Source organism: Acinetobacter sp. LF10 (genome assembly GCF_048585715.1).
Lineage (GTDB): Bacteria > Pseudomonadota > Gammaproteobacteria > Pseudomonadales > Moraxellaceae > Acinetobacter.
This window is the reverse complement of sequence record NZ_CP184160.1, coordinates 1012693-1029888: the sequence shown is the minus strand read 5'-3', so window position 1 is coordinate 1029888 and position 17196 is coordinate 1012693. Positions and strand designations below refer to the sequence as shown.

General features: G+C 38.3%; 13 protein-coding genes. 4 read left to right on the top strand and 9 right to left on the bottom strand.

The features are described 5' to 3' along the window. Nucleotides 1-80: 80 nt before the first annotated feature. Nucleotides 81-764, top strand: a complete 684-nt coding sequence (locus tag ACN19N_RS04925; RefSeq protein WP_420002094.1) for a glutathione S-transferase — start codon at nt 81-83, stop codon at nt 762-764. Between the two features lie 5 nt (nt 765-769). Here ACN19N_RS04925 and ACN19N_RS04920 read toward each other — a convergent pair whose 3' ends face one another. The 6 genes from ACN19N_RS04920 to ACN19N_RS04895 form a co-directional block, all read right to left on the bottom strand. Beyond that, a complete protein-coding gene (locus tag ACN19N_RS04920; RefSeq protein ID WP_420002093.1) occupies nt 770-2014 on the bottom strand; it encodes an NADH:flavin oxidoreductase/NADH oxidase family protein in 1245 nt (414 codons plus the stop codon). Between the two features lie 111 nt (nt 2015-2125). Beyond that, on the bottom strand, nt 2126-3721 hold the full coding sequence (locus tag ACN19N_RS04915; protein ID WP_420002355.1) for an ABC transporter ATP-binding protein: 1596 nt from the start codon (nt 3719-3721) through the stop codon (nt 2126-2128). After that, nucleotides 3699-4709 (bottom strand): ABC transporter permease, encoded by a 1011-nt coding sequence (locus ACN19N_RS04910; protein ID WP_420002092.1) that lies wholly within the window; start codon nt 4707-4709, stop codon nt 3699-3701. Before ACN19N_RS04910 ends, ACN19N_RS04915 begins: the two co-directional genes overlap by 23 nt. Further along, on the bottom strand, nt 4709-5779 hold the full coding sequence (yejB, locus tag ACN19N_RS04905) for a microcin C ABC transporter permease YejB (protein ID WP_420002091.1): 1071 nt from the start codon (nt 5777-5779) through the stop codon (nt 4709-4711). The genes ACN19N_RS04910 and yejB overlap by 1 nt, the downstream gene beginning before the upstream one ends. 16 nt (nt 5780-5795) lie before the next feature. Then, nucleotides 5796-7646 carry an extracellular solute-binding protein gene (locus ACN19N_RS04900; protein WP_420002090.1) on the bottom strand — a complete coding sequence of 617 codons (1851 nt, stop codon included), beginning with the start codon at nt 7644-7646 and terminating at the stop codon, nt 5796-5798. 6 nt (nt 7647-7652) lie between these two features. Beyond that, a complete protein-coding gene (locus tag ACN19N_RS04895) occupies nt 7653-10943 on the bottom strand; it encodes a LysM peptidoglycan-binding domain-containing protein (protein ID WP_420002089.1) in 3291 nt (1096 codons plus the stop codon). Nucleotides 10944-11223: 280 nt separating this feature from the next. On the opposite strand from ACN19N_RS04895, the gene dnaQ reads away from it, so the two are divergent. The 3 genes from dnaQ to nudC all read left to right on the top strand — a co-directional run bounded on the left by dnaQ (nt 11224) and on the right by nudC (nt 15110). After that, entirely contained in the window at nt 11224-12585 is a 1362-nt protein-coding gene (dnaQ, locus tag ACN19N_RS04890) for a DNA polymerase III subunit epsilon (RefSeq protein WP_420002088.1), read from the top strand. Nucleotides 12586-12711: 126 nt separating this feature from the next. Beyond that, nucleotides 12712-14358 (top strand): chemotaxis protein, encoded by a 1647-nt coding sequence (locus tag ACN19N_RS04885; RefSeq protein WP_420002087.1) that lies wholly within the window; start codon nt 12712-12714, stop codon nt 14356-14358. After that, a complete protein-coding gene (gene nudC / locus ACN19N_RS04880) occupies nt 14358-15110 on the top strand; it encodes an NAD(+) diphosphatase (RefSeq protein WP_005157794.1) in 753 nt (250 codons plus the stop codon). The genes ACN19N_RS04885 and nudC overlap by 1 nt, the downstream gene beginning before the upstream one ends. Before the next feature lie 18 nt (nt 15111-15128). Here the strand turns inward: nudC and ACN19N_RS04875 are convergent, their stop codons facing one another. From ACN19N_RS04875 to ACN19N_RS04865, 3 genes are all read right to left on the bottom strand, one after another. Continuing rightward, entirely contained in the window at nt 15129-16001 is an 873-nt protein-coding gene (locus tag ACN19N_RS04875; RefSeq protein WP_420002086.1) for an alpha/beta hydrolase, read from the bottom strand. 3 nt (nt 16002-16004) lie between these two features. After that, nucleotides 16005-16715: a BON domain-containing protein gene (locus ACN19N_RS04870; RefSeq protein ID WP_420002085.1), complete on the bottom strand. Its 711-nt coding sequence runs from the start codon at nt 16713-16715 to the stop codon at nt 16005-16007. Between the two features lie 70 nt (nt 16716-16785). Further along, entirely contained in the window at nt 16786-17193 is a 408-nt protein-coding gene (locus ACN19N_RS04865) for a YraN family protein (RefSeq protein WP_250747681.1), read from the bottom strand. Nucleotides 17194-17196 lie beyond the last annotated feature (3 nt).

The window sequence follows — 17196 nt, the reverse complement described above, 5'->3', positions numbered from 1 at the left end:
TGAAAAATCTATTTTATTATCCTTAGTATATTTTCTACCCTATACTGAAAACAGATCAAAACCATAATTTTAAACCTAATATGCAAATCCGTTTATTCCACTTACAAAATTCACGTTCTCAACGCATCGTTTGGTTTTTAGAAGAATTAGGACTTCCTTACGAGTTAGTCATCAACCACCATTCAAACGTAGATGAAAAGAAAAATTCACCGCATCAATTATCGAAATTTCCTACCCTTGAAATAATAAATCAAGAGCAAATTTTTATCTTAGCCGAAACTTCAGCGATTATTGATTACTTGTCTTATCTATATCCTAAGTTAAAGCAAAGTAAATTATTAGGACCACAACTTCAAAGTTTTTATTATTGGAAAAATTATTGTGAAGCCACATTTATTCCAGACCTATTACTCAAACAAATTTTTCACCAAATTGTACAACGTACGCCATTTCCTGTTCGCTTCGTTTCAAAGTTTTTAAAATATGGATTTGATCAAGGCTATTTAAATCCATCGTTACAGCAACAAATGACCATGATTGATAAGCATTTAAAAGATCACTCATGGTTTGCTGGAGATCAATTTACGATTGCAGATATTTTGATGTGGTTTCCATTACTGGCTTGCTCGCAAAATGACCATCAATTTAAACATATACAGCGTTATTTAGCCCAAATAGAAAACAGACCCGCCTTTAAAAAATCTTTAATTAAAGGGCAATGGTCTGCTTCTACATTTCGGTCCTATTGGACAATTGCGTGGTAATTCAGTTATGCCGATTTACGCGAATTGACTCGACCTTTAACTACAGCCTTAATATTGCCTTTTGCATAATTTAAAAACACAATCAAAGGCGATAATTTTGGATTTGGTTTTTTACCTTGTCCAATCGCCTTGAATTGTGCTGCATACCAAATGATTTCCATGATTGCCATTTTATCGACAAAAGGAATCCCTGTTTTAATTTGATTCACGGCATAACGTACATCATTGCCTGCAATTAAACGATCTGTTAAATCAGTTTCAACTGCCAATGGACGTGCAATACCAATAAAATCACATGCACCACTTTGAAGTGCTGCATTCATTCCTGCTACTGTACGAAAACCGCCTGTAACCATCAATTTACAAGTCACATGCTGACGAATCTTTTCAGCAAATTCTAAGAAATAAGCTTCTCGTGCAATGGTACTGGCTTTACGAGACTCAGCTTTGGCACCCGCCATTGCTGGCGCTTCATAGGTACCACCTGAGATTTCAATAATATCAATACCAGCTTCGTCAATGGTTTTGAATACAGTAATGACATCTTCTTCTGTGATTCCACCGCGTTGGAAATCTGCTGAATTGAGCTTCACAGAAATGATAAAGTTTTCTGATGTTGCTGCACGTACAGCCTTATAAATTTCCACCAAGAAACGCATACGGTTCTCAATCGAACCACCCCATTGATCGGTACGTTTATTGGTTAATGGAGATAGAAATTGACTAATCAGATAACCATGCGCACCATGAAGCTGCACACCTTCAAATCCTGCTTTTTCACACACTGCTGCGGCTGTTGCAAAACGCTGAATAATATCGAGGATTTCTTCATGTTGAAGTTCACGCGGAGTCCCAAACATCGCTGCTAGCATTGGGCTAAAAGGAACTGCTGATGGTGCAACAGTTTCTTTATTCAAACCTTTAGGACATTGACGACCAGGGTGAGACAATTGAATCAATTGCACCATGCCATATTTTTTACCAACATCAGCCCATTGCTTTAATTTTGCTAAGTCACGTTCAGTTTCAATCGCAACCACACCAGGCTCATTTTTGGCAGCAATATTGACCATCACATTGCCTGTAATCGCACAACCTAAACCACCTTTTGCCCAAGCCTCATATAAGCCAATGTGTAACTCATTCGGCTGCCCTTCGTGATTGGCAAGCGCCTCACTCATCGCCCCTTTAATAATGCGGTTTTTAAATGTGGTATTACGAATTTGGATACTGTCTGCAATCTGACTCATGGTCATCCTCTGCTACAATTAGAGTATTTACTCCAATTTAATCTGATTATTGTGACTGTCAAGGGTTCTTCCGATAAATTGACAATAACATATGTCAATTTAATTACAATGCTAATATTCGCTTGCAGAAATAAGCTGACGTGTATATTCAGTTTGAGGTTGATTAAATAAAAGTTCTGTTGCTTGATATTCCAATACTTCAGCTTGATGCATGACCATGACGTTCTGACATAGTGCTTTAATGACTTGTAAGTCATGACTGATAAACACATAACTGATCTGCTCTTGTTGCTGCAAACGGCGTAACAGTTGAATCATCGCCATTTGAGTGCTGCGATCTAATGCAGAAGTCGGCTCATCCAAAATCATCAATTTAGGCTTTAAAACCAAAGCGCGTGCCAGTGCGACCCTTTGTCGTTGACCACCTGAAAGTTGATGCGGATATTTGTTTTTATCCTCCAAAGAGAGTTCGACTTTTGCTAAAACAGCTTCAATTTGCAGATTAGATTGCTGTTTGGAAATATTTTGAAGGTGAAGCCCTTCCGCAATAATTTGCTCAACAGACATGCGAGGATTCAAACTACTCAAAGGATCTTGGAATACAATTTGAAAATCACGGCGTAGGGGGCGAAGTTGTTTTTGATTGAGTTGATTTAAGTTATTGGAATGAAAGCAAATTTCTCCTTCACTTGAAATTAAACGTGCAATCGCCAAAGCCAATGATGATTTTCCCGAACCACTCTCACCAACAATACCCAAAGCCTCGCCTTTGGACAAATTGAAATTTATTGAGTCCGCTGCGACTTTATACGTTTTAATTTGGTTCAATAAACCACGTTTGATAGGATACTTGACCGTGACATTTTTTAGTTCAAGTAATTTTTCACTTGGTGCTATTAATAGAGCTTGTCCAAAATCATGATTAAGTAAATTTCGTGTGTATGCCGTTTGAGGATGTGTAAAGATATCAATGGTATTGCCCTGCTCTTCTACGTGACCTTGATTCAGAACAACGACATGATCTGTATATTGCTTAACAAGATTTAGATCATGGCTAATCAAAATCATCGCCATGTTTCGTTGCTCTTGGAGTTTTTTTAACAACGTGAGAATCTGTGCTTGCAACACGACATCCAAAGCCGTTGTTGGTTCGTCCGCAATCAAAATCTCTGGCTCTAAAGCTAGAGCCATCGCCAACATCACACGCTGTCGTTGCCCACCCGACAACTCATGTGGATAGCATTTAAGAATTTGCGCTGCTTCAGCAATCCCAACATCCTGCAATAAAGAAAGTGTCTGTTGTCGAATATCCGCTTTAGAAACACCTTGCAAGATCAGGCTTTCAGCCATCATTTTTTCTACACGATGCAAAGGATTCAACGCAGTCATTGGTTCTTGGAAAATAATGGCAATCCGCTTGCCTCGAATCTGCTGTAACTGAATTGGACTTAAAGACAACAGCGCTTGACCTGCAAACTCAACTTGTCCTTGTACTGTTAGATTATTAGGTAATAATCCCAATAAAGCTAACGCACTGATTGATTTACCAGACCCACTTTCTCCCACAATCGCCACAGTCTGTGCAGGATAAACATCAAAACTCAAATCTTCCACAAGACGATGTCCTGTTTCATTTTGAATACTGAGTCGCTTAACTCTTAATAAAGCTGGATTTGAAACAGTATTATCGTCTTGGGTCAAATGCATCACGTGCCGCCTCCCCAATATAAATCAATAAAGACAATACAATCGCCAAAGTAAAGAATCCTGAAAGCACCAGCCAAGGTGCATCGAGATTATTTTTGCCTTGCAATAACAACTCCCCAAGTGAAGCGGCATCAGCAGGTAAACCATAACCCAGAAAATCCAATGCAGTTAAAGCGATAATATTGGCGGTCAACATAAAAGGTATTTGCGACAAGCTAGAACTCATGGCATTGGGTAAAATATGCTTAAAGATAATTTGATGATCACGAACACCTAATGCTTGAGCCGCACGAACATAGTCAAAATTTCGGGCACGTAAAAACTCTGCTCTGACTAATCCCACTAACTCTGTCCAACCAAACAACAACATGATCAAAAACAACCAATACACACTAGGGCTAAACATACTGACCAAAATCATGACGATAAAAAGCATAGGTAAACCACCCCACACTTCCAGAATCCTCTGCCCAATCAAGTCAATCCATCCCCCATAATAGCCTTGTATTGCACCGACAATAACACCGATCACAGCAGAACCAAGCGTCAAGGCAAATCCAAATAGGAGAGAAACACGCAATCCGTAGAGAATACGAGCGAATACATCTCGTCCCTGATCATCTGTTCCAAGCCAGTTCTGTGAACTCGGTTTGGAGGGAACTGGTACAGTAAGCGAAAGATTTGGTGACTGATAAGAAAATGTAACGGGGGGAGAAATCATCCATCCTTGATTCTGAATCAGCTGTTTTACCGCAGGGTCTTGATAATCTGTCACCGTTTCAAAAACACCACCAAACGTGGTTTCTGGATAATCTTTAAAAATAGGAAAATACAAAGAATGCTGATAACGAACCAACAAAGGTTTATCGTTGGCAATCAACTCAGCAAATAATGACAAAATAAAAATCATTAAAAATAGAATGAGACAACGGACACCCAATTTATTTTGTCTAAAACGGTGAAATCGTGCGCGCATCAGCGGTGACATCATGTTCCACCTCTCGCTTCAAAATCAATCCGAGGATCAATCATTTGATAGAACAAATCGCCAATTAAACGTAAGATCATTCCAAATAAGGTAAATAAAAATAAGGTTCCAAAAATCACAGGATAATCACGTTGGGTGATCGCCTCAAAACCCAATAAACCAATCCCATCGAGATTAAAAATAATTTCGATAAATAAATTGCCGACAAAGAAAATACCGACCAATGCTTCGGGTAAAGCTGCAACCACCACCAAAATCGCATTACGAAAAACATGCCCATAAAGTACCTGATTGTCATTTAAACCTTTTGATCGTGCCGTCAGAACATACGGTTTCTTTAATTCTTCTACAAAGGAATATTTGGTCAGATAGGTTCGTGCAGCAAAACTACCCAATACCATACTTAAAATGGGTAAACTCATGTGCCATAGATAGTCTTTTATTTTTGCCAATAGGCTGAGTTGAGTAAAGTTTTCAGAGACCAACCCTTGTAATGGAAACCATTGTAGATAACTGCCCCCAGCAAAAAAAACGATGAGCAGAATGGCAAAGACAAATGATGGAATGGCATAACTCACCGCAAGTAATAACGAAGTCGATTGATCAAACAGTAAACCATTGTTTTTGGCTTTTTTAATTCCCAGTGGGATCGCAATCAAATAAATGAGAAAAGTACTCCATATTCCCAAAGACAGCGTGACAGGCAACTTTTCATAGAGCAGTTGCGTTACAGGTTTGTCTTTGAAAAAACTGGTGCCAAAATCCAAGGTCAAATAACCTTTGAGCATTAACCAAAAACGTTCATATGCAGGGCGATCAAAACCATACTGTGCTTTGATCTTTTCAATCATCTCTGGACTTAACCCACGTGCCCCTTGATATTGAGCCAAGGTACTCAAACTGGATTGGGCATTATTCCCAACACCTAAACCTTGCGCATTCTGAATTTGCTGAATGGCTTGTTCGACAGGGCCACCTGGTGCAATTTGCACAATCGTAAAATTAATCAATAAAATGAAAAATAAAGTTGGGATCATCAATAACATTCTTTTCAGAATATAGTGAACCATCTAATAAGATCCTTAATTATTTTAAGTCAGATTTTCGTATAGGTTGGTCGAGTTTCTTCGCTTTCGTTCCATCCACCCACCAATATTCCCATCCTACAGAAAGCTTCGGTTTAATTTGAGGTTGCTGATAGATATCCCAATAAGCAAACCATCGCTCAGGTTTACCATAGGTCAGAATTTGATAATAACCTGCACGTAATAAACGATCGAGTACATGGGTGTACAAGACTACTTCTTCTCTTGTTTTTGCCGCTACAATTTTCTCGATCATCTGATCAATTGCTGGGTTCTTTATCCCTGAATAGTTATAATTTCCTGCTTCATCCGCAGCAGCACTCCCCCAAAACTGGGCTTGCTCCTTACCAGGTGTCAAAGTTTGTGGCAATTTCAACATCATCATATCAAAATCTTGGTGGCGGATTCGCTCCATATATTGTGGAACATCCACCTGTCTAAGATTGACTTGGATTCCTAAACGATTCAAATTACGCACAAAAGGCATCAACTCACGTTGTGGATTTTCTTGCTGCATTAATAATTCAATACGAACCGCTTTACCCTGTCGATCATATAACTGATTACGACGAATTACATAACCTGCATCTTTTAAAATCTGTTGTGCAACCAATAAATTCTGCCGATTGAAACCACTGCCATCAGAAACAGGATAATGCCAATCGGCTAAAAGCCCCTGTCGCATGACTGGATTCAGTTGAGCGAGGAAAGGTTTCAGTACTTTTAACTCTTTAGCACTGGGTCGACCTGTTGCAGCCAAATCTGTATTATCAAAATAGCTTTGCAAACGCCGATTTTGATTAAAGAATAAAGCCTTATTTTGCCATTCAAAATCATAAGCATACGTAAGTGCTTTACGAAGATGAATATCATTCAGTGGTGAACGACGAATATTAAATACCAAGCTTTGAATATCGAGCGGTGTCCCCAAACGTGCTTTGTATTTTTTGATCTGACCTGCTTGCACGGCGGGAAAATGATAAGCTGTAACCCAATTTCGGATATTTTTTTCTTCATATAAATTGAATTGTCGAGATTTAAAGCCCTCAAAACTGACGTCTAAATTCCGATAATACACATATTTGAGTCGATCAAAATTATAACGCCCTTTATTGACAGGCAAATCTTTTGCCCAATAGTTCGGACTGCGTTTATAGGTGATACTCCGCCCTGCATCAATTCGATCAACAATATAGGGCCCTGAACCGACAATCGGTTGTAGTGTCACACGCGTAAAATCTTTATTTTTCCAATCCAATTTTGAATAGATCGGTAGACTCGCCAGAATCAGTGGCATTTCCACATTGTTCTTGGACTTAAAAATAAATTTGACCTGATACTTAGAAATCACTTCTGTTTTTGCTAAATCAGACAAATACATTTGAAAACCTAAATTGGCTTTCGTTTGGTAGGTATCAAAGGTGAATTTAACATCTTCTGCGGTCAAAGGCTGACCATTGTTAAAACGGGCTTGAGGATTTAAATGAAAGGTCACATCTTTAAGATGATCAGGATCATAACTCACCTTCTCTGCGAGTAACGGGTACATGACGCGTGGCTCATCTAAAGCACGATCCATTAAACTATCAAAAAGATAATTCACCCCTTCAGTAGAACTCCCTTTGCCATTCATGCTATTTAAATTATCGAATGTCCCCAAGCTAGATTGGCTAAGGATTCCACCTTTTGGCGCATTCGGATTGGCATAAGGCATCGAACTCAACTTTGCATATTTGGGTTGAACATGCATGGCTAAATAAGGTGTGGTCTGCATCGTCGCAAATGAAAGCTGAGCAAAAAGGCTTAATCCATAAAATAGACTAAGCCTTTTAAATAAAACCAATGAATTCATTAACAATTACAGATTTGGTACTTTAATGACATCGCCAATCCGCAATTGAGTACTTGGAGTGAGATCATTCATTTCAGCAAGTGCACTAGTGTCCATCCCATATTTACTTGCTAAACCAATCCAAGTATCACCACGTTTTACTTTATATTCAGTCACTGTTTTAGGGACAGAAATACTTTGACCACGTTGTAAACTTGCATTGGCTTTCAGATCATTTAACTCTGCTAATTCACGACCTGACAAACCAAAGCGGCTTGCAATACTATTCAAAGACTCACCTGCCTTCACCGTATATTTTTCAGTATTCTTGCTTGGCACTGACTTTGAACTATTCTTACTATTTTCCGCTTTTGCTGTTTCTGCTTTTGGTACATCACCTGTGAGTTTCAGTTTTTGACCCACACGAACGCTACTACCACGAGATAAGCCATTTAAAGCGGTCACATAATCCAGTTGTAAATAATAGCGACTCGCAATATTGCCTAAAGTGTCTCCAGATTTAACTGTATAAATATCTGGCGCAGTTTCTTGCTTATCCTTGTCTTTTGACTTGCTATTACTGCTCACATTATTTTTGCTTGGTGCATCACCTGTGAGTTTTAGCTTTTGTCCAACGCGAACGCCTGCTGTGCGTTCCAAACCATTTAGATCAGCAATATAATTCACAGTAAGCTCATATTTACTGGCAATTGCATTTAAGCTATCACCAGACTGCACCACATACTGCTCAGGAATCGTTGAACCTGCTGGAATCTTTAAAACCTGACCTGAACGCACAGCTTTATTGGTTTTAAAATTATTCAATTCAGCCAATTCATTCAGTGTGATTTTAGATTTCGTTGCAATGCTCGATAAAGTATCACCACGCTGTACGATATAAGATTCTGTCTTATAATTACTTGAAGCTGTTACATTTTCATATTTAACCGTACTTTTAGGCTCAGCCACTTCTTCAGTTTTTGAGACCTCATGCTGTGGTACATTAATTTTTTGCCCCACAGACAAATTGCTATTCGCAGTCAAACCTGAGGTTAAATCAGCCAGCTCTTGATTAGATAAAGCATAACGATCAGCAATCAACTTTAAATACTCGCCACGTTTCACTGTATAAGATTTCGTGGCAACCTTTTGCATCGTAGTTGCTTTATTTTCGACAGCGCGAGTTGATTGTTGTGGCGCGTTTAATTGAGTGTTCCGTGGATTGTTTTTTGGTTCTTTGAGCGTTAGTTTTTGACCAACAAATAAATTATCTGTCACTGATAAATTATTATAGTCTGCTAACTGTTTTAAAGTTAAATCAAAACGGGTTGCTAAATTGGTAAGATTATCCCCTGATTGTACGACATAACTCTCAGGTTTACGTTCAACGACTTTTGCAGCCTCAACATCCTGTGGTTTTGCATCATATAAATACAGGCTTGCACCTACAAATAAAGTTCCAGTCGGATCAATCTGGTTCCACGTTGCGATATCACGCCAATTGACACCATTTTTTTGTGCAATCAAAGCCAAGGTATCGCCTGGTAACACGACATAAGTGCTACGTTTTCCTTTCGGTGCAACCACAACAACATCAGTATCCGTTTTAATATACGGCTTTCCTTGATTGCGTTTGGCATCTTCACTATTTGCTGTCGCTGCATCTTCAACTAAGTTTTTTGGATAAGCAAAGCCCTTGCTGACTTCAACACCTTTCTGATCAGCAACAGATTGGCTGGTTTGAATTGCTGTTAATTTAATCTTGCCATCAAATGGATCGACAATTTCTGTACCTTGAGGTGCAATTGCTTTAATTTCAGCAACAACTTGGTCTTTTTCTGCTTGTGTCGCTTGTGGTTCTAATACTTGAGTAACTGTTTTCTTCTCGCCGGTTTCTTTTACAGCGGCAATAATTTGTTCACGCTCTTTAACCGAAATCGGTGGCTCAATCTTAACTGGCTTTACATTTTCCGCTGGTGTAATCGCAACAGGAATACGCGGGGCACTAGGCACATCGGCAGCAGCAGCAAATGAAGCTAATGCATCAGAACCTCGTGGTGTATTGGTTTTAGTCAGCGTTGATGTTGTTGGGCGCATTACTACTGTATGACTTGCCGTTAAAGGCGGTGGTGTCTTAGTTGACGGTGTAATCGTCTGACCTGAGTTGATATTGGTTCGAACTGTGGTAGTAGCGACATTAGATGTATTGTTATTCATTGCAGGTGGTTGGCTATTGCTTGCCCAGAAACCACCTGAACTTACTTTTCCAGAACGTAATTTCGCATCGACTGACGGACTTAAATCTGCAGGAATTAAAATACGCATTGGGCTCATTGGATCAACGGTTTCACCGCGATGAGCAGGGTTCAAAGCATACAATTCCGCACGGCTTAAGCCTGTAATTGAAGCAATTTGATTCATATCCAAAGGTGCAGCTAAACCAACTTCACGGAAGTGTGGACGGTTTGCGATAGGCGGCAAACTTACACCATAGGCACTTGGATTTTTAATAATTTGAGCAACCGCCAAGAAGCGTGGAACATAGTTCATGGTTTCCTGCGGAAGTTTTAATGACCAGTAATCTGTTGGTAATCCTGCTGCACGGTTACGGTTAATCGCCTGTTGAATACGACCCGGTCCTGCGTTATAAGCGGCTAAAGCCAATTCCCATGAACCAAATTGATTATATAAACTACCTAAAAACTCATAAGCAGCGCGTGTCGACTCAACCACATCACGGCGACCATCATATAGACTGGTTTGCTGCAAACCATAAATACGCCCCGTGCTTGGGATAAATTGCCATAAACCCGCTGCTGCTGCACTACTGGTTGCAGCTGGATCGTAAGAACTTTCAATAACAGGAAGTAAAGCCAATTCGGTTGGCATACCACGGCGTTCAGCTTCTTTAACCGTATGATACAAATAACGACTGGCACGCGCGCTTAAGCGATCTAAATATGGTTGACGAGAAATAAACCAACTACGTTGTGCTTCAATACGAGAATCCCAATGGTTTAAATCCATTTTGAATCCAACCGTCATTCGCTTCCACACATCACCGTGTTTCAGTACCAATAAACGGTCACCTTCAACAGCGCGCATATCGGTAGCTGATAATAAATCTTCTAAAGAATCTAAACTACTTGCATCTAAATAACCTGAACCAACTTGCTTAGATGATGATACTTTGTTTGATTGTGGTGTTGAGGAACAACCTGTCGTGATTCCCAACGCAGTTAGAGCAGAAGTGAGTACAGTGATTTTGAATAATGATGTTGCAGATGTTTGCAGCACCAATGTGTTCGATTTATACATAAAAACTTCCAGTCAACTCACGCTAGTTTATTTCTTTGATTTGCCATTGTAGTAAAGCATGTCACTTAGACAAGGCAATAATTTAACGTGATTTGCATGCAAATGTTACAAGAAATTAAAAAATATGAGTTTTGTAACCGCTCAACACCAGAATTAAGCTTTAAAATATAACTTATCTAGCTAGAGTGCTAAACTCTAGCCATATACATTCAAATAAAACATCATTTTTTATGAATGTAATCTCGTAATACAACACAAACTTTTAACTTTAGGTTTAACTATGTCTCAAACAATCACACTTTATGTTGATGGCGCATGTAAAGGCAATCCAGGTTTAGGTGGTTGGGGTGCATATATCATTACCGAACAAGGTGAACATAAACTTTGTGGCGGAGAACCTGAAACAACCAATAACAGAATGGAACTGCAAGCTGCGATTGAAGGTGTAAGTTTTTGCCCTACAGACGCACATCTGATTATTTGGACTGATTCCAATTACGTTAAACAAGGTATTACTGAATGGATTCATGGTTGGAAAAAGAAAAATTGGAAAGATGTTAAAAATCCTGATTTATGGAAAAAGTTAGATGCTGTCTGCGCTAACCGAAAAATTGAATGGAATTGGATCAAAGGGCATGCGGGACATGCTGGTAATGAAATGGCTGATCAATTGGCCAATCTCGGTGCCGAACAAACGGCCAAACAAATGAAATCTCTCGTGCAGGCTAACGCTGATACAAAAAAGCCTGAATCCGACTGGTTATTAGATGATCCATTTGGTCTCGACCTTGATGAAGATATCGATAACTTGGTTGAAGAAGTCGAAGAGTTCAGTATCGAAGAAAGTAATCCTGATGTAGCTGTACTAAGTCACTCAGCAAGCCCAAATACATCAACAACGACAGCTCACCCTCAGATTGTTATTACTGAGGCAAAAGTTCAGTTGCAAGGCCCTCGCCAACTTATTCTGGATACCGAAACTACAGGTTTCTATTTCCAAGATGGTGACCGTATTATTGAGGTTGGTGCGATTGAAATGATCAATCGTAAACTTACGGGAAGCTCAATTCATATTTATATCAATCCAGAAAAACCTGTAGGTGACTCTGAGGATATTCACGGTATCAGCGACGAGTTTTTGCAGGATAAACCTAAATACGCAGAAATTGCTGACACACTGTTTAATTTTTTACAAGGCGCTGAAATTATTGCGCATAACGCGACATTCGATATGAACTTCCTAAATATGGAGTTCAAACGTGCTGGGCTGCCATTATTATCAGATGTTTGCGAAGTTACAGATACACTGGCTTTAGCTAAAAATAAACATCCTGGGCAAAAGAACTCTTTAGACGCTTTAGTTCGCCGTTATGAAATTCCTGCACGTGATCGTACCTTCCATGGTGCGTTACTCGATGCTGAAATTTTGGCTGATGTTTATCTCGCAATGACGGGTGGACAAGTTTCTTTTGATATGGATGCCCTTTCACAAAATGAACAAAACCAAAATAAAACCACTCGTTCTCGTATCGAAGTAGATTTACCAATTATCTATCCATCAGAACATGAACTAAATGAACATGAGACTTGGGTCAAACAATTTGAGCAAAAACATGGAAACGCTTGCCTTTTTGCAAAATAAATTTGCTGTTGAGTGTAATTTTTTGTATTTCAAGTTTTCAAACTTAAGTTATATTAACTGTTAATGATTTTACCTCCTATTCTAGGAGGTTCATGGATATAACAACTTAGGAAAGGTGTAGGTCATATGTCTTACCAAACCTCGATTCATTTCGACCCAACTGCATTATTAATAATAAAAAATGAGATCGATAATTCGATTAAATTGGTGGAGACAGCAGTCAATACGCTTGCCGAAGAACAAGCATTGCCTTTTGGTATTGATGACGCACTTAATCAGTTCGAACAATGCACACAAGTACTTGCATTAATTGATATACCTCATGTAGCACAAATCACTCAATATTCAGCTGAGCTTATGCGCCAAATCATGGCTCAACCTCAACAAATTAAAACTAGCGATGTCGTTGCTCTCAGTGAAGGTACAACGATGTTAAAACGCTATATTGAGTTTATTTGTTTACGTGAAGTAAGAGTGCCTCAGTTCTTAACAGATACACTCAATCGTTTAGAAAAAGCACTGGGGAAACCGATCACCAAAGAAGGACAAGCTCTGCAACCTTTCTTGGACTTCATGACACCGAATTTCAATTTGCCACAAGCACCAAGCTTGGAACAATCAAAGTATATCCACCAACTTTATAAATTATGCTTAAACAAGCTGATTAAACAAAGTGAATCTCCTCTCGATTTACAAGGAATTAAACTCGTTGGTGTTTACCTTGCAGGTTTAGCCAACAATCTACCGTGCCAACAATATTGGCAATTGGTCAATGTAGGCTTAGGACATATTGATGAGCTTTTGATTACAGAAGCACGTTTACGCACCCTTATTCAAATCGAAACGAATATTGCAAAATTCTTGGCTCAACCAACAACTTATCAAAACAGTATTGCTGATTTGGCAGATATTTTGACGATCTGCATCAGTCAAGAAGATGATTTATCACAACATATTCGTCAACAATTGAACATTGGTGATGAATTACTCAGTGATACTCAACTTCAAGTTTTGAGTCGTCATTTATACGGTCCTGACTATGAAACGGTACATACAATCAGTCAATTAATAACAAATGAAATGGCTCAAATTCGTAATGAAATTGAGTATAACCATCAAAATATGTCAGCTGAAAAAACCCAAGAACTACAGCAAAAGTTAACTCAACTTTCTAATGTATTTAAGGTACTTAACTTAAATGAAGCAGCGAAAGAATTAACTCAGCAAGCTGAAAAATTGAGTCAACCGAATACATTAACTGATGCAACTTCTATTCAACAGTTAATGAATAGTATTTTGGCATCAATGAATTCAATCGGTATCTTAGAGCGTAATTACACTTCAAGTCGTTTACAATTACGCGTCAATAATATGCAAATTTCTTTAGATCGTTTAGATGAAGCTCATCGAGCATTGTTGACTGAAACTAAGATTTTGATTGAAACATTGACTCAAACCTTAAGTTTGTATGTGCAGGATCCAACAGCCAATACATTAGAAGCCCTTCCTGTATATCTGAATGAGTTATCAGGCGCTGCGTTATTCTTAGGTAGCTCTGCTCAACAAACTGCACTGTTAGGTGCAGCACATTTTGCACAGCATCGTTTGAATCAAAATGAAGCGATTGATGCTGAGCAAATTAACTGCATTCTAAATGTTGTTGCTAGTTTAGATTTACTCGTTGATAACCTGAACAATAAGCAGCCTGTATTGCAATCTATGTTTGATGTGGCATTATCAAGCAGTCAGCAATTACAGAACATAGCCGCATAATGACTCAACTATCACTTGCTTATATTTTTCAACACCAAAAACTGCTAGTCGACCAAAATCTTCAATTGCCAGAAGTTGAAAAGTTAGCAAGTGATTTACCCTTGAATCATAATGATCACGTTATCGCGCGGGATCTACTTGAAAATGAAGCCATTCCCGATGGCTATCAGCTCGTTCCAATCCGTGAATTGATTCAGTCATGGTCAACTACAGAATTCCTTCAAGCCAGTCGAGCAGTTCAACTATTAGAATGGCGACGTAACCATAAATTCTGTAGCCATTGCGGTCATATGACTGAAATTCATGCTAAAGAATATGCAATGGTTTGCCCTGCTTGTGGCTATCATCAATATCCTCGCGTTCAACCTTGTATTATTACAATCATTACCAAAGGTGATGATGAAATTTTACTTGCGAAATCGGCGCATAATAAAAGTAATATGTACGGTCTAATCGCTGGATTTGTTGAAGTCGGTGAAACATTAGAAGAAGCTGTACAACGAGAAGCTTTTGAAGAAGTCGGTTTAAAACTGAAAAATATTCGTTATATGTCGAGCCAACCGTGGCCATTTCCAAGTAATTTAATGATTGCTTTTCATGCTGAATATGATTCAGGTGATATTCAATTACAAGTGGAAGAAATTAGCGAGGCTCAATTCTTTAAGTTTGATCAACTACCTGAAATTCCATTTAAAGGTAGTATTGCACATGCAATGATTATGCAAATCGTTGAGAATAAAAAAGCATCTTAATCAAGATGCTTTTTTTATTTAATCTTCTAAAGCTTCATCTAAGAAATGTAAAATCGTTCGCTTGGTTTTGAAGTAATGGCTTACAAAACTGGCCAAAGTCGCCACAATGGTAATGTGTCCAGTCTTAGGAATAATCATCACATGGCTATGATTACCCTTTTCTCTCAATGCCTTATCAAGATCGAAACTATTATGATTACCAACCAACTGATCATTCTCAGCCATCAATAGATAATGTTTAATCTTATTCGGATTAATAAAATAATACGGCATCACTTGTTGATACGATGTTTTTTGATCAAAAGCATGTTCAGATAAAGGATCATTTTTATAATCAAAATGATACGGGCCAGCCAAGCCAACAATTGCCTTAATATTATCGATATATTTAAATTGCTGAGGCTGAGCAGAATACACCACAGACATCACATTAAAAGCACCCGCAGAATGTCCCATCAAAATGATGTTATCAGTTGAAATATTCAGCTTCGCTTTATTTTGATTCAAATAATGAATCGCTTGCGCTAGATCATCGACAAATGCTGGAAAGATATTCTCTGGAGCAAGTTGATAATTAATCACAGCAACATCAAAACCTTCTCGAGCAAAGGTTTCACCAATGAATAAATAATCTCTCTTATTACCATGTTGCCATGATCCACCATGTACAAAAACAATTAATGGTCTTTGTTTTTTGGGATTTTTTGTTCGATAAAGATCCAATCGATTTCTGGCTTTTAATCCATAAGCAAGATGTTCTTCTTTTTCAAAAGTATCCTTTGGCGTCAGATAATTCATCGAATAGCTTGCTAAATCATATAGGCGAAATTCCTGATAAAAGTTTTTCGCCCGTATGACATTTTCTTGTACTTGTTGAATAAGTTGCTTCATAGATTAGGGTTTAGTCGGAGTAATAGTCGCTGGTTCAGTCTGATCGGGATCAATTGCAACTGGAGTTTCAACTAAAGGTTGTGTTGAAGCACCACCAATCATCGGTGTTGCTGCTGTAGCACTTGCTACCGTTCCAGATGGTTGATCAATATTATCAATCAGTGTCACGATTTTACTCACATTACCAACTTTTTGTAAGACATCATCTAAATCTCTTATCTCAGCGGTATTTAAACGGCCCATCACATAAAGGATGCCATTTTCAGTATGAATTAATACTTTACTGTCAGATACAACAGGCGCTCTTATTAGCAAACCACGAGTATTTGCAGTCACAGTAGAGTCCTGCATAATCGTGTTGTAATTTACTTTATCACCAACAGTAATGTAATTATGCACAGCTTTTACATCACTCATCGCTCTTAAATTGTCTTCTGCTAATTGTTTCAAATAAGGATCAGGAACTTGCCCTGTTAATAAAACATTACTATGAAAACTTTCAATATTGATTCGTGACTGCTTAAAGCGATGATCCAATTTATACAAATTAATATTTGCAGTGCGTTTAATTGAGGAATCAATAAAAACCTGCCCTAAACTACGTTCACCACTTTCAGTACCAATCGGCGAAGTTCCTGTACCACCTGAAATAAAACTCGCACATCCTGATAAACTTGCAGCGCAAAGTAACGTAATCGTTAAATGTTTTAACACTTGGCAAGACTCCCTATCTTCAAACTTGTTAAATCTTTGGCATTTATCTTAAAAAATAATAAATTATTACTCAATCTAAAGTAAACGCATGTTGAATCCATTGCTGATCATACTGCAATTTGGAAAAATCTGGTTGTACTGTTTTTGCAAATTTCTTTGGAAAATCAAAACAAATCACATCAAAACGACAATCAAAATCATCATAATTAGGATGTTTTTGTAAAAAAAATTGTGCTGTTTTAATGATTTTACGTTGTTGCGCGCGAGTAATAACTTCACAAGCAGACGCATAACTCCCTAAAGATCTAGCCTTTACTTCAACAAAAACAAGCTCTTTACCTGATCTTACAATCAGATCAATTTCACCATATCTAGAATGATAATTTTGATTTACATATTGGTAATTTTCTAATTCCAATAATTCCCTTGCTTTCTGTTCTGCCCAACGCCCCAAATCCTCAACAATATCTTCTGCCATACT

What these genes read in the sequence shown, in the direction of transcription:
- ACN19N_RS04925 (WP_420002094.1), top strand. Translation starts at nt 81, where the DNA reads ATGCAAATCCGTTTATTCCACTTACAAAATTCACGTTCTCAACGCATC.
- ACN19N_RS04920 (WP_420002093.1), bottom strand. Translation starts at nt 2,014, where the DNA reads ATGAGTCAGATTGCAGACAGTATCCAAATTCGTAATACCACATTTAAA.
- ACN19N_RS04915 (WP_420002355.1), bottom strand. Translation starts at nt 3,721, where the DNA reads ATGCATTTGACCCAAGACGATAATACTGTTTCAAATCCAGCTTTATTA.
- ACN19N_RS04910 (WP_420002092.1), bottom strand. Translation starts at nt 4,709, where the DNA reads ATGTCACCGCTGATGCGCGCACGATTTCACCGTTTTAGACAAAATAAA.
- yejB (WP_420002091.1), bottom strand. Translation starts at nt 5,779, where the DNA reads ATGGTTCACTATATTCTGAAAAGAATGTTATTGATGATCCCAACTTTA.
- ACN19N_RS04900 (WP_420002090.1), bottom strand. Translation starts at nt 7,646, where the DNA reads ATGAATTCATTGGTTTTATTTAAAAGGCTTAGTCTATTTTATGGATTA.
- ACN19N_RS04895 (WP_420002089.1), bottom strand. Translation starts at nt 10,943, where the DNA reads ATGTATAAATCGAACACATTGGTGCTGCAAACATCTGCAACATCATTA.
- dnaQ (WP_420002088.1), top strand. Translation starts at nt 11,224, where the DNA reads ATGTCTCAAACAATCACACTTTATGTTGATGGCGCATGTAAAGGCAAT.
- ACN19N_RS04885 (WP_420002087.1), top strand. Translation starts at nt 12,712, where the DNA reads ATGTCTTACCAAACCTCGATTCATTTCGACCCAACTGCATTATTAATA.
- nudC (WP_005157794.1), top strand. Translation starts at nt 14,358, where the DNA reads ATGACTCAACTATCACTTGCTTATATTTTTCAACACCAAAAACTGCTA.
- ACN19N_RS04875 (WP_420002086.1), bottom strand. Translation starts at nt 16,001, where the DNA reads ATGAAGCAACTTATTCAACAAGTACAAGAAAATGTCATACGGGCGAAA.
- ACN19N_RS04865 (WP_250747681.1), bottom strand. Translation starts at nt 17,193, where the DNA reads ATGGCAGAAGATATTGTTGAGGATTTGGGGCGTTGGGCAGAACAGAAA.